Raw genomic sequence first — 17,714 nt, forward strand, 5'->3', positions numbered from 1 at the left:
CTTTAATCAGCCCTCACCAATCGGGCTGCCCGGCAAATAGCTGAATAAAGATAAGGGCATTACATATCTCTTATCTTTTTGTTTGCAACTCTTTGTACAATGAGTTGCAATTTAATAATTCTCTAGGATTCCCACATTCCACAATAGTCCCATTCTTTATGACAACAACACAATCTGCTATCATCGCTCTCTCTACATCATGTGTTGCCACAATTCTCGTTACATCTCTTCCTATCCCTTCAATCATATTCCAAACCAGTTCTTGATTGCCTGGATCTAACCCAGCCGTCGGTTCATCTAAAATAATAAGAGTTGGATTTGATACAATCGCTCGCAATAATGCGAGACGTTTTCTTTCGCCTCCTGAAAGCTCTTCACCGCTTTTATGTAGCACAGTTTGACTCCCTTCAGGTAACCCTCTAATAATCGGCGTTACATTTATAAGTTCACTATTTTTTTCTAACTGATTTTCTAAACACTCTTCCCCGAAATACATATTCTCTGTTATCGTCGTTCGAAAAAAACGTGGTTCTTGCCAAACTGTAGTCATACGAGCTTCATTACCATAATAAGCAATGCTACCGTTAGATGGTTTATACAAGCCCGTTATTAACTTTAAAAGCGTTGTTTTTCCTGCACCGCTTTCTCCCACAATAATAACGAGTTCACCAGGACGAATTTGCAAATCAATATTATGAATTCTGCATTTCTCTTCGTCATTCTCCTGAAATGAAACATTTGTTATCCTGATACCCATCGCTCTTTCTACATTGTTATCTGCTGCTCGTTTATTTAAAAAGCAAAAAGTTCTATTTGCCGAAGCGACTGCAACTTGTGTCATTATTAATAAATCGCCTACATAACGGACAGGGAAAAAGAGCATCTCAATTGTCGCTAACACTGCAATGAGTGAACCAACTTCTATTTCTCCCCTCATTATTTTTTGTGCACCTATAATGAGAACAAGGATATATGCTCCTGTTTCAATCACCGTTCCAACTACTCCAATACAATGTTGCATCATCGTCTTCTTTACTTCCGATTTATACGATTGTGCCGTTACTCTTTTAAATAAGCGAATTGCCCATTTTTCTTTTTGTAAACTCCGCAAATCTTGTATTCCCTTTACAAACTGTGACACCATCTCTACAACACTTGAGTGATTTTTTTGAGCAACGCTTGCGATATTTCTTACCTTTTCCCCAAACAACATCGGAACCGTTGCACTTAAAAATAAAAACGGAGTTATCCACAATATGAACTGTATATCTATATGTTGTAGTGCTATGAACGCACCTATAAATTGCGCAATGGCATGTATATATTCTATTAATATAGAGCCATATAACCTGACCCAGTTCGGAATATCAGACACGACCAAAGTTTCTAACTCTCCTTGCTTAATCTTCTCACTCTCTTCAAACGGTAATAGGAAAAAATGGCGCAATACATCTATACGCTTCTCTCGTAATATTCGCTGACTCGCTTTTGAGCTTATATAATCAAATGAGAGGTTGTTCACCCACATCAACAAGCGGCAAACTGTAAACAAAGTAATGTAAAAATATGCTCCCTTCAACTCCCGTTGAATCAAATTATCTACAATTAGTCCCATGAATAGTGGCCGAGATAAATTTAAAATCGCTGCAAAAAGCCCACTACATACAGCTGCTATTACTAATATTTTTTCTTTCTGTAACGGTAACAAAATTCTTTTATATTCTTTCATGACGTTTCCTCCATTTTTTCACAGTAAAAAGAAAGGGATGAAACCAAATGGTTTCATCCCTTTCCATAAAATAAGGAAGCTAACAGTTGTTAGCTTCCTTCTCGTTCATTTCAATTATTTAGTTTGACACTTTTGACTCTTCAATTTTCTCACGAAGAACCATTTGCAGAATACCACCGTGACGGTAGTAATCAATTTCAACTTCACTATCGAAACGAGCTACTACTTCAAATTGTTTTTCGTTGCCATCTAAATCAGTTGCAACTACTTTTACAAGATCACGTGGTCTAACTGATTTGTCGATTTGAATTTCAAATGACTCGTTACCAACAAGACCTAACGTTTCAGCACTTTCGCCATCTTTAAATTGAAGTGGTAATACACCCATTAACACTAAGTTACTGCGGTGAATACGTTCGAAGCTTTCTGCGATTACTGCTTTAATACCTAATAAGTTAGTACCTTTCGCAGCCCAGTCACGAGAACTTCCCATACCATAATCTTTACCAGCAACAACTAGAAGACCTGTGCCATCTTCTTTATATTTCATAGCAGCATCATAGATTGATGTTACTTCACCAGTCGGCCAGTATGTTGTATATCCGCCTTCTGTTCCTGGTGCAATTTGGTTTTTAATACGGATGTTCGCGAATGTACCACGCATCATAACTTCATGGTTACCACGACGAGAACCGTAAGAGTTAAAGTCAACTGGTTGTACGCCGTTTTCTAATAAGTAGCGTCCAGCTGGTGTGTGCTTACCGATTGAACCTGCTGGTGAAATGTGGTCTGTCGTTACAGAGTCACCAAATTTACCAACTACGCGTAAGCCTGATAACGTTTCAACTTCACCTGGCTCTTTAGATAAACCTTCAAAGAATGGTGGGTTTTGAATGTATGTTGAATCATTATCCCAAGTATATAAAGCTTCGTTTGAAGTTTGGATTTCATTCCAACGCTCATTGCTATTAAATACTTGTGCATATTCTTTCTTGAACAGCTCAGATGTAACAACGCTTTGAACTACATCTTCAATTTCTTTAGCTGATGGCCAAATATCGTTGAAGTAAACAGCATTACCATTTGCATCTTTACCGATTTCATCATTTTTCAGGTCAATATCAACAGTACCTGCAAGTGCATATGCCACAACAAGTGGTGGTGATGCTAAGTAGTTCGCTTTTACAAGTGGATGAATACGACCTTCAAAGTTACGGTTACCAGATAAAACAGATGTTACTAATAAGTCGTTTGCTGCGATTGCTTCTTCTAATTCTGGCGCTAATGGACCAGAGTTACCGATACAAGTCGTACAGCCGTAACCAACTGTTTGGAAACCTAATTGGTCTAAATATGTTGTTAAACCTGATTTATCTAAGTACTCAGTAACAACTTTAGATCCTGGTGCTAATGATGTTTTTACGTACTCAGGTACTACAAGTCCTTTTTCAATTGCTTTCTTCGCAACTAGACCTGCTCCAATTAATACGTATGGGTTTGATGTATTTGTACAGCTTGTAATTGCTGCGATTGCAATTGCACCTGTTTTCATCGTTACTTCTTTATCTTCTAATGTAACCTTCACTTCTTTATCGAACTCTTGCTCATTAAATCCAAGTCCTTGTGTTCCAACTGGTGCTACAACAGCTTTGTGGAACGCATCTTTCATATCTGAAAGTGGAATTAAATCTTGTGGGCGTTTCGGTCCAGAAAGGTTAGATTCAATTGTATTTAAATCAATTTCAACAAGATCAGTGTAAATTGGATCTTTGCTGTCTGCTGTATAGAATAAGCCGTTCGCTTTACAGTATTCTTCAACAACGCGAATTTGTTCTTCATCTCTACCTGTTAAACGTAAGTATTCTAATGAAATATCATCGATTGGGAAGAATCCACAAGTTGCGCCATATTCTGGTGCCATGTTTGAAATTGTTGCACGGTCAGCTAAAGGCATGCTCTTTAGTCCATTACCGAAGAACTCAACGAATTTACCAACTACACCTTTTTGACGTAATACTTGTGTTACTTTTAATGCAACGTCAGTTGCTGTAGTACCACTTGGAAGTGTACCAGTTAATTTTACACCGATTACTTCAGGTACTGGGAAGTATGAAGGCTGTCCAAGCATTCCTGCTTCTGCTTCAATACCACCAACGCCCCAACCAAGAACGCCGATACCGTTAATCATTGTTGTATGTGAGTCTGTTCCAACTAATGAATCTGGGTATGCAACTAAGTCACCTTCAGCATTTTTCACCGCGTGAACAACTGGTGCTAAATATTCAAGGTTTACTTGGTGTACAATACCTGTAGCTGGTGGAACTGCGCGGTAGTTATCAAATGATTTTTGTGCCCAGCTTAAAAATTTATAACGTTCTTCATTACGTTTAAACTCTAAGTCCATGTTGAATGCAAGCGCGTCTGCCGTACCCGCTCTATCAACCTGTACAGAGTGATCGATTACAAGGTCTACAGTAATTTCCGGATTAATTTTATCAGGATCCCCACCCATGTCTGCCATTGCTTTACGAAGCGAAGCCAAATCAACAACAGCTGGAACACCAGTAAAATCTTGTAAAATTACACGAGATGGTTTAAATGGAACATCGATATCTTGCACATCTTTCGTTCCCCATTTCGCTAAATTTGTAACATGCTCTTCTGTGATTACACGTCCGTCTACTTGACGAAGTACTGATTCAAGTAAAACTTTCACGGAATATGGTAATTGAGATACGTTGCCAACCCCTGCGTTTTCAAGCGCTTTCAAATCATAATAATGATACGTTTTTCCATCTACTTCAAAAGTTGCGCGTGATTGAAATGGATTATGTTTGACCATTATGTTTCCCCCCTGTTAAACGTGACTAAGTTGTCTGAATATAAAATGTAGACAAACTTTTCAATACCTTACGATAATATCTTATTACAACTTTCTAAATAAGTAAATAATAAGAAACTTATAGATTATCATAAGTTTTCTTTATGTTTCTAAATTTGAATAGTGTTCATGTTCCTTATGAATACTATTACCATAAAGTAAAGTGCTCTATTAGCGCTTTCTTTACAGTTCATACATACTATGAACTGCTCATCATGCAACTTACAAAAAAAGTTATAGAGGTGAAATAAAATGGGTAAAAGAAAAGCAAATCATACTATTTCAGGAATGAATGCGGCATCTGCACAAGGACAAGGTGCTGGTTATAACGAAGAGTTTGCAAATGAAAACTTAACTGCTGCAGAACGACAAAATAATAAGAAACGCAAAAAGAACCAGTAACGAAAAATCCCAAAAGGAGCATTCACCTTTTGGGATTTTTTCTAATGTTTATAACGTAACAATTCCGAAACCGTTACAAATCGATAGCCCTGCTTTTTCAGTTCAGGTAAAATTTTTGCTAGCGCTGCTACTGTTTGACTACGATTATTTCCACCATCATGTAACAATACAATATCACCACTTTTTGCATTTTTCACTACATGATTTACAATGGATTCAACCCCTGGATTTGCCCAATCACGTGGATCTTGATGCCACGACCATAGAACAGTTTGATAACCAGCTTCTTTCGCTGTTTTAAATACAGCATCGTTAATATATCCACCCGGTGGACGGAATAGCAAAGATTCTTTCACCCATTTTTCGAAAAATTTCTTTCCATCTAAAATATCATTTTCTAATTTTTCATCTGATGAATTACTCGCATACAAATGATTCATCGTATGATTTCCAATTTCATGTCCCTCTTTTAACACTTGTTTCACTAAATATGGATTACGCTGAACCCGAAATCCAATCATAAAAAATGTCGCTTCTGCTTTATATTGACGTAATAAATTTAAAATTTGTGGTGTATAAGTTGGATCCGGTCCATCATCAAATGTAATAGCAATAATCTTTTCATTATTAGGTACTTCCCATGTTACATAGCCAGTTGGTTCTAGCTCTTTTCTGAGCAACATTTTCGCTTCCACTTTTTCAACTTGAAATATATGTACTGCGCATAATAAAGAAAAAACGAGTAGAAAAATTTTCTGTTTTAGCATAATATTCGTTAAAGTAATGAGGTTGTCGAATACACAACAACCTCATTTACTTTTCTAATTGATCTACATGCTGCATAATATTTTGAAGGTTATTTTCGTATTGCTCAAGTTGTGGGCGTTGTGTTTCTGAAGCTACTTCTAGTGCATTTTGAATTTGTTCATACGCTTCCTGAACCTCTTGGCGTAATTCTTTTAAATCATGACCGTAGTTTGGATCATTTTTTACAATGTTGTTAAATGCATTTTCTGCTTGTGTAACACCTTGCTGAGCTGCTTGAAACGCTTGTTGTTTATCTTTATGATATGGCATTATATAATCCCCTTTCCATAATAGTTAGTCCCATTTATCTTTACCTTTTTTTCTAAAAACATTCTCGTATAAATTTGCAAACTTCTCTCATTCTAAAGAGGAAGAGGAGGTGTCACATACAATGGGAAAAAACAATCGTGAAGCGAAAGAAAAAAAAGGACAACCTGAACCATTAAGCGGATCTCATAAAGTAAAAAACCGTAACCATTCACGCCAAAAACATCATGCGCATCATGATATGTAAAACAAAAAGTGCACACTAGCTATCTTTTCCACATACAATGTTTATATTTTTCCATTTATTCTTCACCCCTACTTCATTCATGCATAACATAGTATGAATTGAGATTTCACGGAGGGTGTCTTACATGGGCAAGAAAAAGAAGGATTGTCTTTTTCATGTTGATGGTTTCGAAGAATGGATGGATCAATTTTGTTCTGACTCTTGTAGTAACTTTAGTTTCCCAAATCAAATTCATATTGACCTTTGCGAAACGGAACAAGAATACATTTTGGAAACAGATGTACCAAATGTAACTGAACAAAATGTAGTCATTAAAAAGATGAAGACAGGCCTAACCATTTGCATACTTCATAATAATATTTCTTTACAGCGGATCATTCCTTTACCCGATAATATTATTTATAAGAAGATGCTAGCCTGCTTAGAAAATGGATATTTAGCCATTCATATTTCCAAAAATGAAGTTGCTGATAAGCATGAAAAGAAAGTTCTTTTTTCAAATTAAGAGTTAATATAATACACACTAAGCCCCAGTTGGTTACTGGGGCTTATGTTATTTCGCATGCATTTCTATATTAGAATTTCTATCATATCTTTTTTTCGATAAACCTTTTGTAACTAAAAGCACAGGAAATGCCACAGTTGAAAATATAGCTAGTGCTGAAAATATTGCAAACCCATTTTGGTACCCGTAGTAATCGAGAAGTACTCCTCCAAACCACGGACCTATTACTGCTCCAATTCCCGAAAAACCCATCGCACCGAAGTATGTTCCTTTTAGATGCGCAACAGCAATATCATCAATAAATACATCCGTCATTGAAAACATTAAGACTTCTCCAATTGTAAAAATAATTGTACAGACGGCAGCACCTAGCATAGATTCTACTACTCCAAATCCAAACAATCCTCCGCTCACAAATAAAGTTCCAACCATAATGGATGCTAATGGTGTGTATTTTTTGCACATTTGAATAACAGGGTATTGGATAATCACTACAACAATTGCATTTAAAGCGAGCATATATGAGAATAGCTTCACTCCATCCTCAAATATATGTGCATTTGCAAAATATTGAGATACTGTCGTCGTTAAATGTGAAAAACCGCAATTACTCAAAATAATACCGACTAAAGCAACTAAAAATACTATATCTTTTCGCAATATACGCATTGCATTTAACATTGTAACAGGTTTTTCTGTACTCACTTTCTTTTTTTCCATTGGATACTTCTTAAATTGGAACGCTAATATAGCTGTATATAGAATATATACCCCAGCTGCTACTAAAAAAGGAATTGTTGATTTTGCACTTCCAATCTGTAATCCAACAATTGGTCCAATAGCAACTCCAACATTTATTGCACCGTATCGTAAGTTATAGACGAGTAACCGATACTCAGGCTTTGTTAAATCTGATAATAATGCTCTTGATGTTGGCTCAAAAAACGACCTACATAATCCATTTAAAGCGTTTAATAAAAAGAAACTTAAAACATGATCCGCAAGTGAAAAACCTATAAACACAAAAATCCAAACTATCATGGACCAGATCATAATCGTTTTCCGGCCAAATCGATCTGATAAATTCCCTCCGATAAAACTAGCAAAAACACCAACAAGTGCACTCGTTCCGATAATAGCACCAGTCATTCCAGCTGATACACCTTTAACAGTCGTTAAATAAATCGCTAAAAAAGGGATACTCATTGAAGTTGCAAACCTAGCAAACAATGTCCCTAAAATAATACTCATTCCAAGCGGATGAATATGCTGTAACTTCCCCTTCATCGTTAAACCTACTCTCTCTATTTTCACAAAAAAAGAAAGCAAAGGATCTGCTTTCTTTTCCTTTTTCTATACTTGAGCTGTTGATACCCGAGTTGTTCTCGTTATGTCCATATCAATTCCATATGTGAACTGTAATTCTTTACACACATCTTTAATTAAGATTGCGACATTATACTTTTCATTAAATTGTAAAACTATGTTTTCTACTTCTTCATATGTATACTTATATTCCCCTGTAATGACACTTTTTAGATCAAAGCATTCGTTAATACAAAGTTGTACAAGTAGCTGGTCATATTTCTCTATTACATCTTCTTTCTTCCAAAGTAACTCTTTTACATATAATCGATCAAACTTCACACTTTCTCGATTACAATCCGTTAAAATCCGGGTCATTTCGTTTAATTCTCGATATAATTCGGAAATATTTCTACTTAAACTAAGCAGTTTATCTACGCCGTTTTCATATAACATATTCATTCCACCCCCGCATTTTCTTTTTCTTATTATAGCAAGAAAATTCTAAAAATAGTTTCTTTCTTCTGAAATATTAGGAAACTAATTTCAATTGCTTTACAATGAAACTAGTTAATGCGAGAGGAGAAAGAAAATTGGAGCACAAATTATATTACACTGACGCTTATAAGCAAGACTTTACTACTAAAATTATAAAGCAAGATTATGATAAAGACGGTAACTTATACGTTGTTTTGAATGAAACAGCATTTTATCCGACAGGTGGCGGACAACCATATGATACTGGTACATTAAATGATATCAATGTAATCAATGTAGAAGAGATAAACGGAGAAATTCGTCATTACATTGCAGAACAATTACATACAGAAGACGTAGAAGGTAAAATCAATTGGGATCGCCGTTTTGATCATATGCAGCAACATGCGGCTCAGCACATTTTATCTGCTGCCTTTTGGGACCATTTTAACATGCCTACAATTGGATTCCATCTTGGTAAAGTAACAGTAACAATTGATTTAGAAACAGAAAATCTTCATGCAGAAACGGTTGAAAAAGCAATACAAATTGCAAACAAAATTGTTTTTGAAAACCATCCAATCCGCATCCAGTGGATGAACTTAGAAGAAGCGAAAACGTTGCCCCTTCGTAAAGAACCGACTATGACAGAAAATATACGCGTTGTTATGATCGAAAACTTTGATTATAACGGCTGTGGCGGAACACACCCGAAACGTACTGGTGAAGTAGGTCCTATTCAAGTTCTTAGCTGGGAACGCAATAAAGGTGGCATACGACTAACGTTTATCGCTGGCTGGCGCACACTTAAATTAATAGGGCAGCAACAACAAATTATGAAGAATGTCTCCAAACAATTAAACAGTAGCGAAACTGATATTCCAACAAAAGTGGCGCAACTGCTTACTTCTCAAAAAGAAAACGAAAAAGCAATACAAACAATGAATGAAAAATTATTATTTGCAGAGGCAAATGAACTACTTCAACACCCTACGGAAATACATGCCGGCATACTTATTTCTAAAGTATTTACAAATCGTTCTATGCAAGAAATCGCAAAGCTTTCCGCTATTATTACAGAACAACAAGAGCATGCAATTACGTATTTCGTCATCGAAAATGATGACAAACTACAATGTATTCTCGCTTGCGGAAAATCAGTATCACTCGATATGAATGCTCTTTTAAAAGACGCTCTTCCTACACTCGAAGGAAAAGGTGGCGGAAATAAGAAGAGTGCTCGCGGTGGCGGGAAAGCAATTATGAGCGGAGATGAATTTTTAAATCAGCTTGTTTCTTCTTTACAGTCAGCAGTTTAAAACATGTTATGAAGGATAGCGAACGGCTATCCTTCCCCTATATTTACAGACCTATATTTTGTTTCAAACCTTGATAACTCCCTGCATTTACAAAACCTTCACTTATAAGATTGATAAAAGTTTCCGAAAAACCATAATGACTTAAATCTTTAATCGGCACCATTTGCACATCATGAATTGGATTATGATCAAACTCGTTAGAAGGTAGCATAATTTCACCTTCAATCCTTTTAAGCAAAAACGTTATATGTAATAAAGACGGGCGAGCATCTGGTTTATCACAAACATAGAGTAGCTTCTGAATGTTAACTTCTAACCCTGTCTCTTCTCTCATTTCTCGAATCATTGCTTCCTCTAACGTTTCGCCATTCTCTGCTCTTCCTCCAGGTAAAGACCAATTTCGATTAGCCACTTTTTGCTTTACTAGCAATACCTTTTCATCTTCAATTAAAATTCCTGTAACACGAACTTGCATTACATTTTCCATATGCAATCTCCTCTTCCCATTATATTTACAAATTAACCCTTCCATAAAAAGAACATATGTTTTATAATTGAAGGAAATTATGGAAGAAAGTAGTTGTTACATTCATGCGTCCACCTTTAACAAAGTCTATATCACTTGAAGATTTCCAAAACTATTATTGGTTAAAAGCAGAACTCCAAACATTTTGTCGTGAGAATGGGTTGCCAGCTAGTGGCTCTAAGATCGAAATAACCGATTGTATCTCACATTATTTAACTACTGGTAAAATATTAAAAAACAGCTCTGTTCAAAAGGTGAGTAAAACTTCTCTATCCTATAAAGACCTTTCTCTTCAAACGATTATTACTAACAATCACCGCTGTAGCGAAGATGTTCGTGCTTTTTTCAAAGAAAAAATCGGAACAAACTTTCGCTTTACAGTAGCTCTTCAAAAATTTTTCAAAGAGAATGTTGGAAAAACATATGAAGACGCGATAGCTTTTTGGCATGAAGAAAACGAACGAAAAAAAGACCCTACATACAAAACAACTATCGGTACACAATTTGAATACAATCGCTTTACTCGTGACTTTTTCGAAGATCCAAATAATAAAGGGAAAGCAAAAGCTGATGCGATTGCTGCTTGGAACGAAATGAAAGCGAAGCCTGGTAGCAATATTTATGTTCCTCAAAAAGTAGAAAACTAGTTACCTCGCTAGTCTTCTACTTTCTCAAATAATAGCGCAATCCCTATCCCGCCTCCAATTCCTAATGTAGCAATTCCATATTTCATAGACTCTCTTTGAGCCTGATAAAACAAACGTGTTACAAGCATAGCACCAGATGCACCGTACGGATGACCGAGCGCAATTGCTCCACCATTTACATTTACTTTTTCGTACGGAATTTGTAACTCTTTTGCGCAAGCAACAACTTTTGAGGCGAATGCTTCATTTATTTCAAAATAATCGATGTCCTCTACTTTTACATTCATTTCGTTTAATAATTTGTTCACCGCAAATATCGGACCAGTCCCTGGAAGCTTGGGATCCACTCCCACTACAGCACTACGAACGAAACGAAGGACAGGTTTATAACCTAACTTTCGAGCTTGTCCCTCTTCCATTACAAGAACAGCACATGCCCCATCATTTACACCACATGAATTACCTGCCGTCACTGTTCCATTTTGTAAAAATGCGGGCTTTGTTCTTTTAATGATTCGTTCATAATTCATTTCTGGCTTTATAGATTCATCTAATAATCCATTAAAAGAAAATATTTCATCATGTATATATCCTTTTTCTAACGCTTGCAGTGTCCGCTTATAACTAAGACAAGCATACTCGTCTTGCATTTCTCTCGTTATATTATAACGCTCCGCAACATATTCAGCCGCTACTCCCATGTCAGGATCACCAATTGTTTCAGGTGAAAATCGTGCTCTTTTTTGAAAAGGTGACGTACTTGTACTCTCTACTCCCCCGGCGATATAACACTTACCTGCCCCGCCTTGAATGAGATGACACGCAGTTCGAATTGCTTCTAAACCAGCACCACATTGCCGATCAATCGTTACACCAGGAATATGATAGCCAAGTCCCGCCTCTAAAGCAGATAGTCTCGCAACATTCCCTCCTGGCCCAACAACATTACCTAATATGACATCATCTATTTCCCTCTCAATCCCTTTACTTAAAAACGTAAGAAGCGGCGTTGTTAATTGCTGAACTTCATACTCTTTTAACATCCCATTCTTCTTACCAATAGGTGTTCTTTTCGCCTCTACAATGACTGCTCTATTCATATATTTTCTCCCGGTTTTCAATCATACTTTTTGCTTCCATACGAGCGATTTTCCCACTATTTGTATAAGGTATTCCATCTACAAAATGCCATTCTTTCGGTATTTTAAAAGAGGATAATCTCTGTAAGCAAAAACTCTTTAATTGTTGTTTCGTAGCACTTCCTTTTACGATCGCGACGGGCTTTTCACCCCAGTAACTATCTTTCACACCAATTACAACTATTTCATCAACAGCTGGGTGTTCATGTAATACACTTTCTATTTCTTCTGGATAAATATTGATTCCTCCAAATAAAATCATATTCTTCTCTCTACCAACAATATATATAAAGCCTTCTTCATCTTCATAGCCTACATCTCGCACTGTCATCCAACCTTCTGCATTCAACTCCCGTGTTAAAACCCCATCTATTATGTATCCCATAAAAAACTGATCACTTTTCACATAAACAGTTCCTATTTCACCTTTTTGTACTTCTTCGCCTGCTTCATTACATATTCGAACTTGCACATTATGACAAGGTTTTCCTACTGAATTTGGCCTTCTTTCGCTTTCTGCATCGACTAGTGCTGTTACAAAACTTAACTCTGATGCACCATAAAATTCATATCTTTTCGCATAAGGAAATATATTCTTTATTTTTTCTTTCGCTTCAGCTTCCCATTTCGCTCCTGATGAAATAATTTTCATTTTATTTTCTATTAATCTATTTTCTTTATATAAAGATTCAAGCATTGTCGGAACTGTATACATAACCGATATATTTTCAGTTTCTAACTTATCTAATACTTGATTCGGAATGAACTTTCTCATAATGTGCACTGTTTGTCCTACATATAATGCACTTATTGCCCCGTATAAGAAAAGAGAATGAACGAGCGTCCCAGCTATTAAAATTGAATCCTCCCTTTTCATATGAAAGTCATGTACATTACAATCAAAACTATGAACCCACGATTGCTGTGCACGTAAAAATGCTTTTGCTGTTCCTGTTGATCCTGATGTAAATCCCATATAAAAAGGAGCATGTTGTACACTTTCTACAGTGGAATATGTAGGAAGATATTTCTCTATCATTCTTTTCCACTCATCAATTTCAATTACTCTTCCTTCTTCATCCAATAGATCATTCACCTTATATCGTTCTGTCACAATCATATCCGGATTACTAATTTCAATTCTTTCTCTGAGCTCATCTTGTTTCCACTTTATATCTAACGGAACACAAACCCACCCGGACATAGCGGCACCAGAAAATAGTTGTAAAAACTCTATACGATTTTCTAATAGGATTGCTATCGTTTTATTCTTCGATTTTTTTTCATTTAACCAGCTTGCTACTTTACAAACTGATTCAAACCACTCTTTATATGTTAAAACTCTATCATTTTCCTTTATCGCTATTTTATTTGGTTGTAAAGAGGCATGCTTTTTATATTCTTTTGTAATCCCCATATGAGACGTCCTTTCTTTACAATAATAATAAAAAGAAACACGCAATTAACGTGTTTCTTCCCTTTATCATCCCGTATTTGTATATTTTCCATTCTTTAAAGCGGGCGTAATAATATGTTTCAATGAACGATGTAATTTTGTTACGAGAACTGCCGCAATAATTGCTTTTATACAATCCCCTGGTAAAAACACAGCACTCACTTTCATTGTCTCCCATACAGAAACATCCATTAAGAACGCTTGTACAGTAATACCAAATACATAAACTACGAAAATACCACCAATTATATTAATACATAATACTTTTATAATAGAAACTTCACGTAAACGCTCAATTAAATAACCAATAACAAACGCCCCAATGATGTAACCAAGTAAATATCCTGCACTTGGTCCAACAAATACACCAAGGCCACCGCGTCCACCCGCAAGCAATGGTGCTCCAACTCCTACAATAAGTAAGAAAATAAGCTGACTTAACGCACCTAGACGTGATCCTAACAACCCACCCGCAAGCATAACACCGAGTGATTGCAATGTAATTGGAACTGGTGTAATAGAAAGAGCAATCGGAGGTATTAACCCTAACACTCCCATAATAGAACTGAATAAAGCGACAAAAACTAAGTTTTTTGTATTCATATTTGCTTCTCCTATTTGTAAACTTAAAATTTTTTTTAGGTAACATATCATAAAAATCATATTATCTTTCCATTCTTCTTTTGTCAACCATTAATGTATTAGAGTTTACAAATAGAAGTTCACTTATTTCTCTCTATGCAAATGCTCCAGTTCTTTCCGAAGCGCCTGTTTTAAAAACTTCCCAACAGATGTTTTCGGTATTTCTTCCATAAAGACAATATCGTCTGGCAACCACCACTTCGCAAACTGTGGTTTTAAAAACTCATATATTTCTTCTTTTGTAACCGTACTATTTTTCTTTTGAACAACGCAGGCAATTGGTCGCTCTTGCCACTGAGGGTGAGGAACTGCAACGACAGCCGCTTCAAATATAGCATCATGTGCCATTAAAGCATTTTCAAGATCGACCGAAGAAATCCATTCTCCCCCGCTTTTAATAACATCCTTCGTACGGTCAACAATTTTCACGCAACCTTCCTCATCCACTGTGACAACATCACCAGTATATAACCATCCATCGCGAAAACCTTCGACAGTACGATCATCGTTATAATAGCTTTCAGCGATCCAAGGTGCTCGTAAACATAGTTCTCCCATCTCCGTACCGTCCCACTTCACTTCACCATTTGTACCGACTACTTTCATCTCTACACCAGGGACAAGATACCCTTGCTTTGATCTAATTTCTAATTGCTCTTCATACGATAATTCTGTTTCATAACTTTTTAAACGTGCAAGTGTTACGAGTGGGCTTGTTTCGGTCATACCATATGCATGGATGAAAGGAACATTGTGTTTCTGTTCAAATGCTTTAATAACACTTTTCGGTGCGGCTGCACCACCACATAGTATTCTCGTCATACTAGATAAATCATAACTATTATTTTCTAACTCTTGTAATACACCGAGCCAAATTGTCGGCACACCGGCAGCTAACGTCACTTTTTCAGATTGGATCATTTCTAATAAAATTTTCGGCGTAAACATCGGTCCTGGAAGAACTTGTTTTGATCCAAACCAAGTAGCAGCGAAAGGAAGTCCCCAAGCATTCACATGGAACATCGGTACAATTGCCATCGCCGCGTCACTTTCCGATAAAGCAGCTGTATCCGCTAAACCGAGTGCCATGCAATGCAGTACAGTACTACGATGCGTATATACAACACCTTTCGGATTTCCTGTAGTCGCTGACGTATAACACATACCAGCTGGTGTATTTTCATCAATATCTTTTACAAATTGGAAATTGGGATCGCCTTCTTCTAATAGCTTTTCATAATGATATACAGGCTTCAGCGTAGTGTTTGGGAGTTCATCTTTATCAGTCATAATAATGTAAGCTTGTACAGTTGATAATTGTGATTGAATATTTTCAACAAGCGGTACGAGATCTTCATCTATAAGTAGAATTCGGTCTTCTGCGTGCTGAATAATGTATGAAATATGTTGAGGAGATAAACGAATATTAATTGTGTGTAAAACGGAAGCAATACCAGGAATAGCAAAATACGCCTCCACATGTCGATGATGATTCCACGCTAACGTTCCTACACGTTCGCCTTCCTTAATCCCAAGCTTTTTTAACGCACTAGAAAGTCTTCTCGTCCTTTCTCCTAGCTGCTTATACGTTAATGTCGTAATGGTATCATGTGTACGAGAAACAATTTCTTTCTTTGAGAATAACTTTTCTGCTCTTTCCATCATAGAACTAATTGTTAGCGGTACATTCATCATCATATTGGTTATATCCCCCTTTAAAGCGTTTTCATTTTTTCGTTTATTATAACAGACTTCCGCAAATGATTACGAAATTTTTCTGTATTTTCTGAATTATTTCTTTGGAAATAATTCAGAAAATACCAAGTGAAAACATATTAAAATTCTTTATTACAATATATAAATACCGAAATAACAAAAGAAAAGATATATATGATAACACCAAATATTGTATATAGCATTGAAACGTATACAGATGAATTTAAATTTGATATTGGAAATTGTTCTATTAGATAACCAATAACACTTTGTAATCCAAAATAAGTAACAAGCCCCCCGCATGCGCCTCCAATTGTAATAGCATCAGATTTTTCTGCTCCAAAAACATAGAGAAGTGGATAGGCTATTGCTCCGGCATTAAGAATGATGAACGTCCCTAAAGAAACACTCTTAAATATATCATCATCAATTGGTATATCTGATACTAAACCATGTACATAAAATATGCCATACGATAATAAAGTACCAATAATTACAACTAAAAAATAGAAAAGGTAGTGACTTTGTACAATGTTATTTCTAGTAACCGGTAAAGTAAGTACATATTTTTCATAACCCGACTTACTCTCATACTTAATAACTTCAAGTGCAGGAATCGCAGCAAATAAGATAATGAATGTAGCAATTAAACGGTACATTGAAGCATTACCAAAATAAAAAACAAATCCCGATCCTAATATCGCCATTCCCATGAACATAAAGAAAGTTCGATACACTAGATAGTAGTTTGTCAATAATAAACCTTTCATTTATTTTTCACTCCTTGTTAATAAAACACTTATTTCTTCTAGTGAAATGGTTCTATGAGCAATCCCATTTGGTAGTTTATGCACATCTGATACAAGTACATTGAAATAAGAACCATTATTCCTTTTCACCACAACTATATCTTTGTTGATTAAAGTTAGTTGTTCCTCATCAACATCTACAATGGCATAATTGTCCAAAACTTTATCCTTTTCTTCATTCAATAAAATTTCTCCATCTTTTATCACAATAAGGTGACTAGCTATTTTTTCTACATCACTCATAATATGTGAAGAAAGTAATATACCACCGTTACTTTTATTCACAAAACTTTTTAATTCCTCTAATACCTCCTCCCTAGATGAAGGATCAAGACCTCCCGTCGCTTCATCTAGGATTAACAATTTGGCATTATGCGACAATGCAACAGCTATAGATAGTTTCATCGACATTCCACGGGAAAACCTACCTACTTTTTGATTAGTAGGTAAAGAGAAAGAATGAACTAATCGGTAAAAATTTTCTCTGTCCCAAGATTCAAACATCTTTTCAAAAACCTTATTTAGTTGTTTTATTGTAAGATGAGCCGGGAGATTCATAGCATCAAATACGACTCCAATCTTCTCCTTATTCTTGGCATCTTTATTTATATTTTCTTCACCAAATATTTTCACTGTACCACTATCTTTAGAAATTAATTCTAGTACTGTTTTAAATGTTGTTGATTTACCTGCCCCATTGTCACCAATGAATCCCACTATTGACCCTGATGGCACATTGAATGTAACATCTTTTAAAACAATTTTGTTTCCAAATGATTTACTTAAATTTTTAATTTCTAGAATGTTTGACATCATTTCACTCCTATCTTAACTTTTCAT

Annotated in this window: 18 protein-coding genes; 5 read left to right on the top strand and 13 right to left on the bottom strand. The window is 35.9% G+C overall.

What is annotated here, in order from left to right:
• Window positions 1–70: 70 nt before the first annotated feature.
• Together ACUN13_RS25055 and acnA are read right to left on the bottom strand one after the other, a co-directional pair.
• Entirely contained in the window at window positions 71–1,729 is a 1,659-nt protein-coding gene (locus ACUN13_RS25055) for an ABC transporter ATP-binding protein (RefSeq protein WP_098214168.1), read from the bottom strand.
• A 118-nt stretch (window positions 1,730–1,847) separates the two neighbouring features.
• Window positions 1,848–4,571 (bottom strand): aconitate hydratase AcnA, encoded by a 2,724-nt coding sequence (acnA, locus tag ACUN13_RS25060; protein WP_000238564.1) that lies wholly within the window; start codon window positions 4,569–4,571, stop codon window positions 1,848–1,850.
• Between the two features lie 291 nt (window positions 4,572–4,862).
• On the opposite strand from acnA, the gene sspO reads away from it, so the two are divergent.
• Window positions 4,863–5,012, top strand: coding sequence for an acid-soluble spore protein SspO (gene sspO / locus ACUN13_RS25065; RefSeq protein ID WP_000518051.1), 150 nt, complete (start codon window positions 4,863–4,865; stop codon window positions 5,010–5,012).
• 41 nt (window positions 5,013–5,053) lie between these two features.
• Here the strand turns inward: sspO and pdaB are convergent, their stop codons facing one another.
• Together pdaB and ACUN13_RS25075 are read right to left on the bottom strand one after the other, a co-directional pair.
• Window positions 5,054–5,779 (bottom strand): polysaccharide deacetylase family sporulation protein PdaB, encoded by a 726-nt coding sequence (gene pdaB / locus ACUN13_RS25070; protein ID WP_409531807.1) that lies wholly within the window; start codon window positions 5,777–5,779, stop codon window positions 5,054–5,056.
• Between the two features lie 46 nt (window positions 5,780–5,825).
• Window positions 5,826–6,089, bottom strand: a complete 264-nt coding sequence (locus ACUN13_RS25075; protein WP_001146294.1) for a hypothetical protein — start codon at window positions 6,087–6,089, stop codon at window positions 5,826–5,828.
• A 121-nt stretch (window positions 6,090–6,210) separates the two neighbouring features.
• Between ACUN13_RS25075 and ACUN13_RS25080 the strand changes: the two genes are divergently transcribed.
• Both ACUN13_RS25080 and ACUN13_RS25085 read left to right on the top strand, forming a co-directional pair.
• Window positions 6,211–6,333, top strand: coding sequence for a small acid-soluble spore protein P (locus ACUN13_RS25080; protein ID WP_000517649.1), 123 nt, complete (start codon window positions 6,211–6,213; stop codon window positions 6,331–6,333).
• Window positions 6,334–6,457: 124 nt separating this feature from the next.
• Window positions 6,458–6,838: an Hsp20 family protein gene (locus tag ACUN13_RS25085; protein ID WP_000516748.1), complete on the top strand. Its 381-nt coding sequence runs from the start codon at window positions 6,458–6,460 to the stop codon at window positions 6,836–6,838.
• 48 nt (window positions 6,839–6,886) lie between these two features.
• Here the strand turns inward: ACUN13_RS25085 and ACUN13_RS25090 are convergent, their stop codons facing one another.
• Both ACUN13_RS25090 and ACUN13_RS25095 read right to left on the bottom strand, forming a co-directional pair.
• On the bottom strand, window positions 6,887–8,125 hold the full coding sequence (locus ACUN13_RS25090; RefSeq protein WP_409531804.1) for an MDR family MFS transporter: 1,239 nt from the start codon (window positions 8,123–8,125) through the stop codon (window positions 6,887–6,889).
• A gap of 66 nt (window positions 8,126–8,191) precedes the next feature.
• On the bottom strand, window positions 8,192–8,599 hold the full coding sequence (locus tag ACUN13_RS25095; RefSeq protein ID WP_000965149.1) for a hypothetical protein: 408 nt from the start codon (window positions 8,597–8,599) through the stop codon (window positions 8,192–8,194).
• Window positions 8,600–8,736: 137 nt separating this feature from the next.
• Here ACUN13_RS25095 and ACUN13_RS25100 point away from each other — a divergent pair, with 137 nt between their 5' ends.
• Window positions 8,737–9,939, top strand: a complete 1,203-nt coding sequence (locus tag ACUN13_RS25100; RefSeq protein ID WP_000400370.1) for a serine-tRNA(Ala) deacylase AlaX — start codon at window positions 8,737–8,739, stop codon at window positions 9,937–9,939.
• Window positions 9,940–9,982: 43 nt separating this feature from the next.
• Here the strand turns inward: ACUN13_RS25100 and ACUN13_RS25105 are convergent, their stop codons facing one another.
• Window positions 9,983–10,426 (bottom strand): NUDIX hydrolase, encoded by a 444-nt coding sequence (locus tag ACUN13_RS25105; protein WP_000432568.1) that lies wholly within the window; start codon window positions 10,424–10,426, stop codon window positions 9,983–9,985.
• A gap of 104 nt (window positions 10,427–10,530) precedes the next feature.
• Between ACUN13_RS25105 and ACUN13_RS25110 the strand changes: the two genes are divergently transcribed.
• Window positions 10,531–11,112 (top strand): DUF6434 domain-containing protein, encoded by a 582-nt coding sequence (locus ACUN13_RS25110; protein WP_001247747.1) that lies wholly within the window; start codon window positions 10,531–10,533, stop codon window positions 11,110–11,112.
• 8 nt (window positions 11,113–11,120) lie between these two features.
• On the opposite strand, the gene ACUN13_RS25115 is transcribed toward ACUN13_RS25110, so the two are convergent.
• The 6 genes from ACUN13_RS25115 to ACUN13_RS25140 form a co-directional block, all read right to left on the bottom strand.
• On the bottom strand, window positions 11,121–12,212 hold the full coding sequence (locus tag ACUN13_RS25115) for an acetyl-CoA C-acyltransferase (protein WP_001078003.1): 1,092 nt from the start codon (window positions 12,210–12,212) through the stop codon (window positions 11,121–11,123).
• Entirely contained in the window at window positions 12,205–13,668 is a 1,464-nt protein-coding gene (locus ACUN13_RS25120; protein ID WP_409531800.1) for an acyl-CoA synthetase, read from the bottom strand. The genes ACUN13_RS25115 and ACUN13_RS25120 overlap by 8 nt, the downstream gene beginning before the upstream one ends.
• A 66-nt stretch (window positions 13,669–13,734) precedes the next feature.
• On the bottom strand, window positions 13,735–14,310 hold the full coding sequence (locus ACUN13_RS25125) for a biotin transporter BioY (RefSeq protein WP_409531798.1): 576 nt from the start codon (window positions 14,308–14,310) through the stop codon (window positions 13,735–13,737).
• A 123-nt stretch (window positions 14,311–14,433) separates the two neighbouring features.
• Complete coding sequence (locus tag ACUN13_RS25130; RefSeq protein WP_000980172.1) at window positions 14,434–16,047, bottom strand: long-chain fatty acid--CoA ligase; 1,614 nt, start codon at window positions 16,045–16,047, stop codon at window positions 14,434–14,436.
• A 137-nt stretch (window positions 16,048–16,184) separates the two neighbouring features.
• Window positions 16,185–16,835 carry an ABC-2 transporter permease gene (locus ACUN13_RS25135; protein ID WP_445424008.1) on the bottom strand — a complete coding sequence of 217 codons (651 nt, stop codon included), beginning with the start codon at window positions 16,833–16,835 and terminating at the stop codon, window positions 16,185–16,187.
• A complete protein-coding gene (locus tag ACUN13_RS25140; RefSeq protein ID WP_000065397.1) occupies window positions 16,836–17,687 on the bottom strand; it encodes an ABC transporter ATP-binding protein in 852 nt (283 codons plus the stop codon).
• Between the last annotated feature and the right edge of the window lie 27 nt (window positions 17,688–17,714).

This window comes from Bacillus cereus group sp. Bce041, assembly GCF_052646455.1.

What these genes read in the sequence shown, in the direction of transcription:
- ACUN13_RS25055 (WP_098214168.1), bottom strand. Translation starts at nt 1,729, where the DNA reads ATGAAAGAATATAAAAGAATTTTGTTACCGTTACAGAAAGAAAAAATA.
- ACUN13_RS25085 (WP_000516748.1), top strand. Translation starts at nt 6,458, where the DNA reads ATGGGCAAGAAAAAGAAGGATTGTCTTTTTCATGTTGATGGTTTCGAA.
- pdaB (WP_409531807.1), bottom strand. Translation starts at nt 5,779, where the DNA reads ATGCTAAAACAGAAAATTTTTCTACTCGTTTTTTCTTTATTATGCGCA.
- ACUN13_RS25110 (WP_001247747.1), top strand. Translation starts at nt 10,531, where the DNA reads ATGCGTCCACCTTTAACAAAGTCTATATCACTTGAAGATTTCCAAAAC.
- sspO (WP_000518051.1), top strand. Translation starts at nt 4,863, where the DNA reads ATGGGTAAAAGAAAAGCAAATCATACTATTTCAGGAATGAATGCGGCA.
- ACUN13_RS25105 (WP_000432568.1), bottom strand. Translation starts at nt 10,426, where the DNA reads ATGGAAAATGTAATGCAAGTTCGTGTTACAGGAATTTTAATTGAAGAT.
- ACUN13_RS25090 (WP_409531804.1), bottom strand. Translation starts at nt 8,125, where the DNA reads ATGAAGGGGAAGTTACAGCATATTCATCCGCTTGGAATGAGTATTATT.
- ACUN13_RS25120 (WP_409531800.1), bottom strand. Translation starts at nt 13,668, where the DNA reads ATGGGGATTACAAAAGAATATAAAAAGCATGCCTCTTTACAACCAAAT.
- ACUN13_RS25130 (WP_000980172.1), bottom strand. Translation starts at nt 16,047, where the DNA reads ATGATGATGAATGTACCGCTAACAATTAGTTCTATGATGGAAAGAGCA.
- ACUN13_RS25140 (WP_000065397.1), bottom strand. Translation starts at nt 17,687, where the DNA reads ATGTCAAACATTCTAGAAATTAAAAATTTAAGTAAATCATTTGGAAAC.
- ACUN13_RS25125 (WP_409531798.1), bottom strand. Translation starts at nt 14,310, where the DNA reads ATGAATACAAAAAACTTAGTTTTTGTCGCTTTATTCAGTTCTATTATG.
- ACUN13_RS25115 (WP_001078003.1), bottom strand. Translation starts at nt 12,212, where the DNA reads ATGAATAGAGCAGTCATTGTAGAGGCGAAAAGAACACCTATTGGTAAG.
- ACUN13_RS25080 (WP_000517649.1), top strand. Translation starts at nt 6,211, where the DNA reads ATGGGAAAAAACAATCGTGAAGCGAAAGAAAAAAAAGGACAACCTGAA.
- ACUN13_RS25095 (WP_000965149.1), bottom strand. Translation starts at nt 8,599, where the DNA reads ATGTTATATGAAAACGGCGTAGATAAACTGCTTAGTTTAAGTAGAAAT.
- ACUN13_RS25075 (WP_001146294.1), bottom strand. Translation starts at nt 6,089, where the DNA reads ATGCCATATCATAAAGATAAACAACAAGCGTTTCAAGCAGCTCAGCAA.
- ACUN13_RS25135 (WP_445424008.1), bottom strand. Translation starts at nt 16,835, where the DNA reads ATGAAAGGTTTATTATTGACAAACTACTATCTAGTGTATCGAACTTTC.
- acnA (WP_000238564.1), bottom strand. Translation starts at nt 4,571, where the DNA reads ATGGTCAAACATAATCCATTTCAATCACGCGCAACTTTTGAAGTAGAT.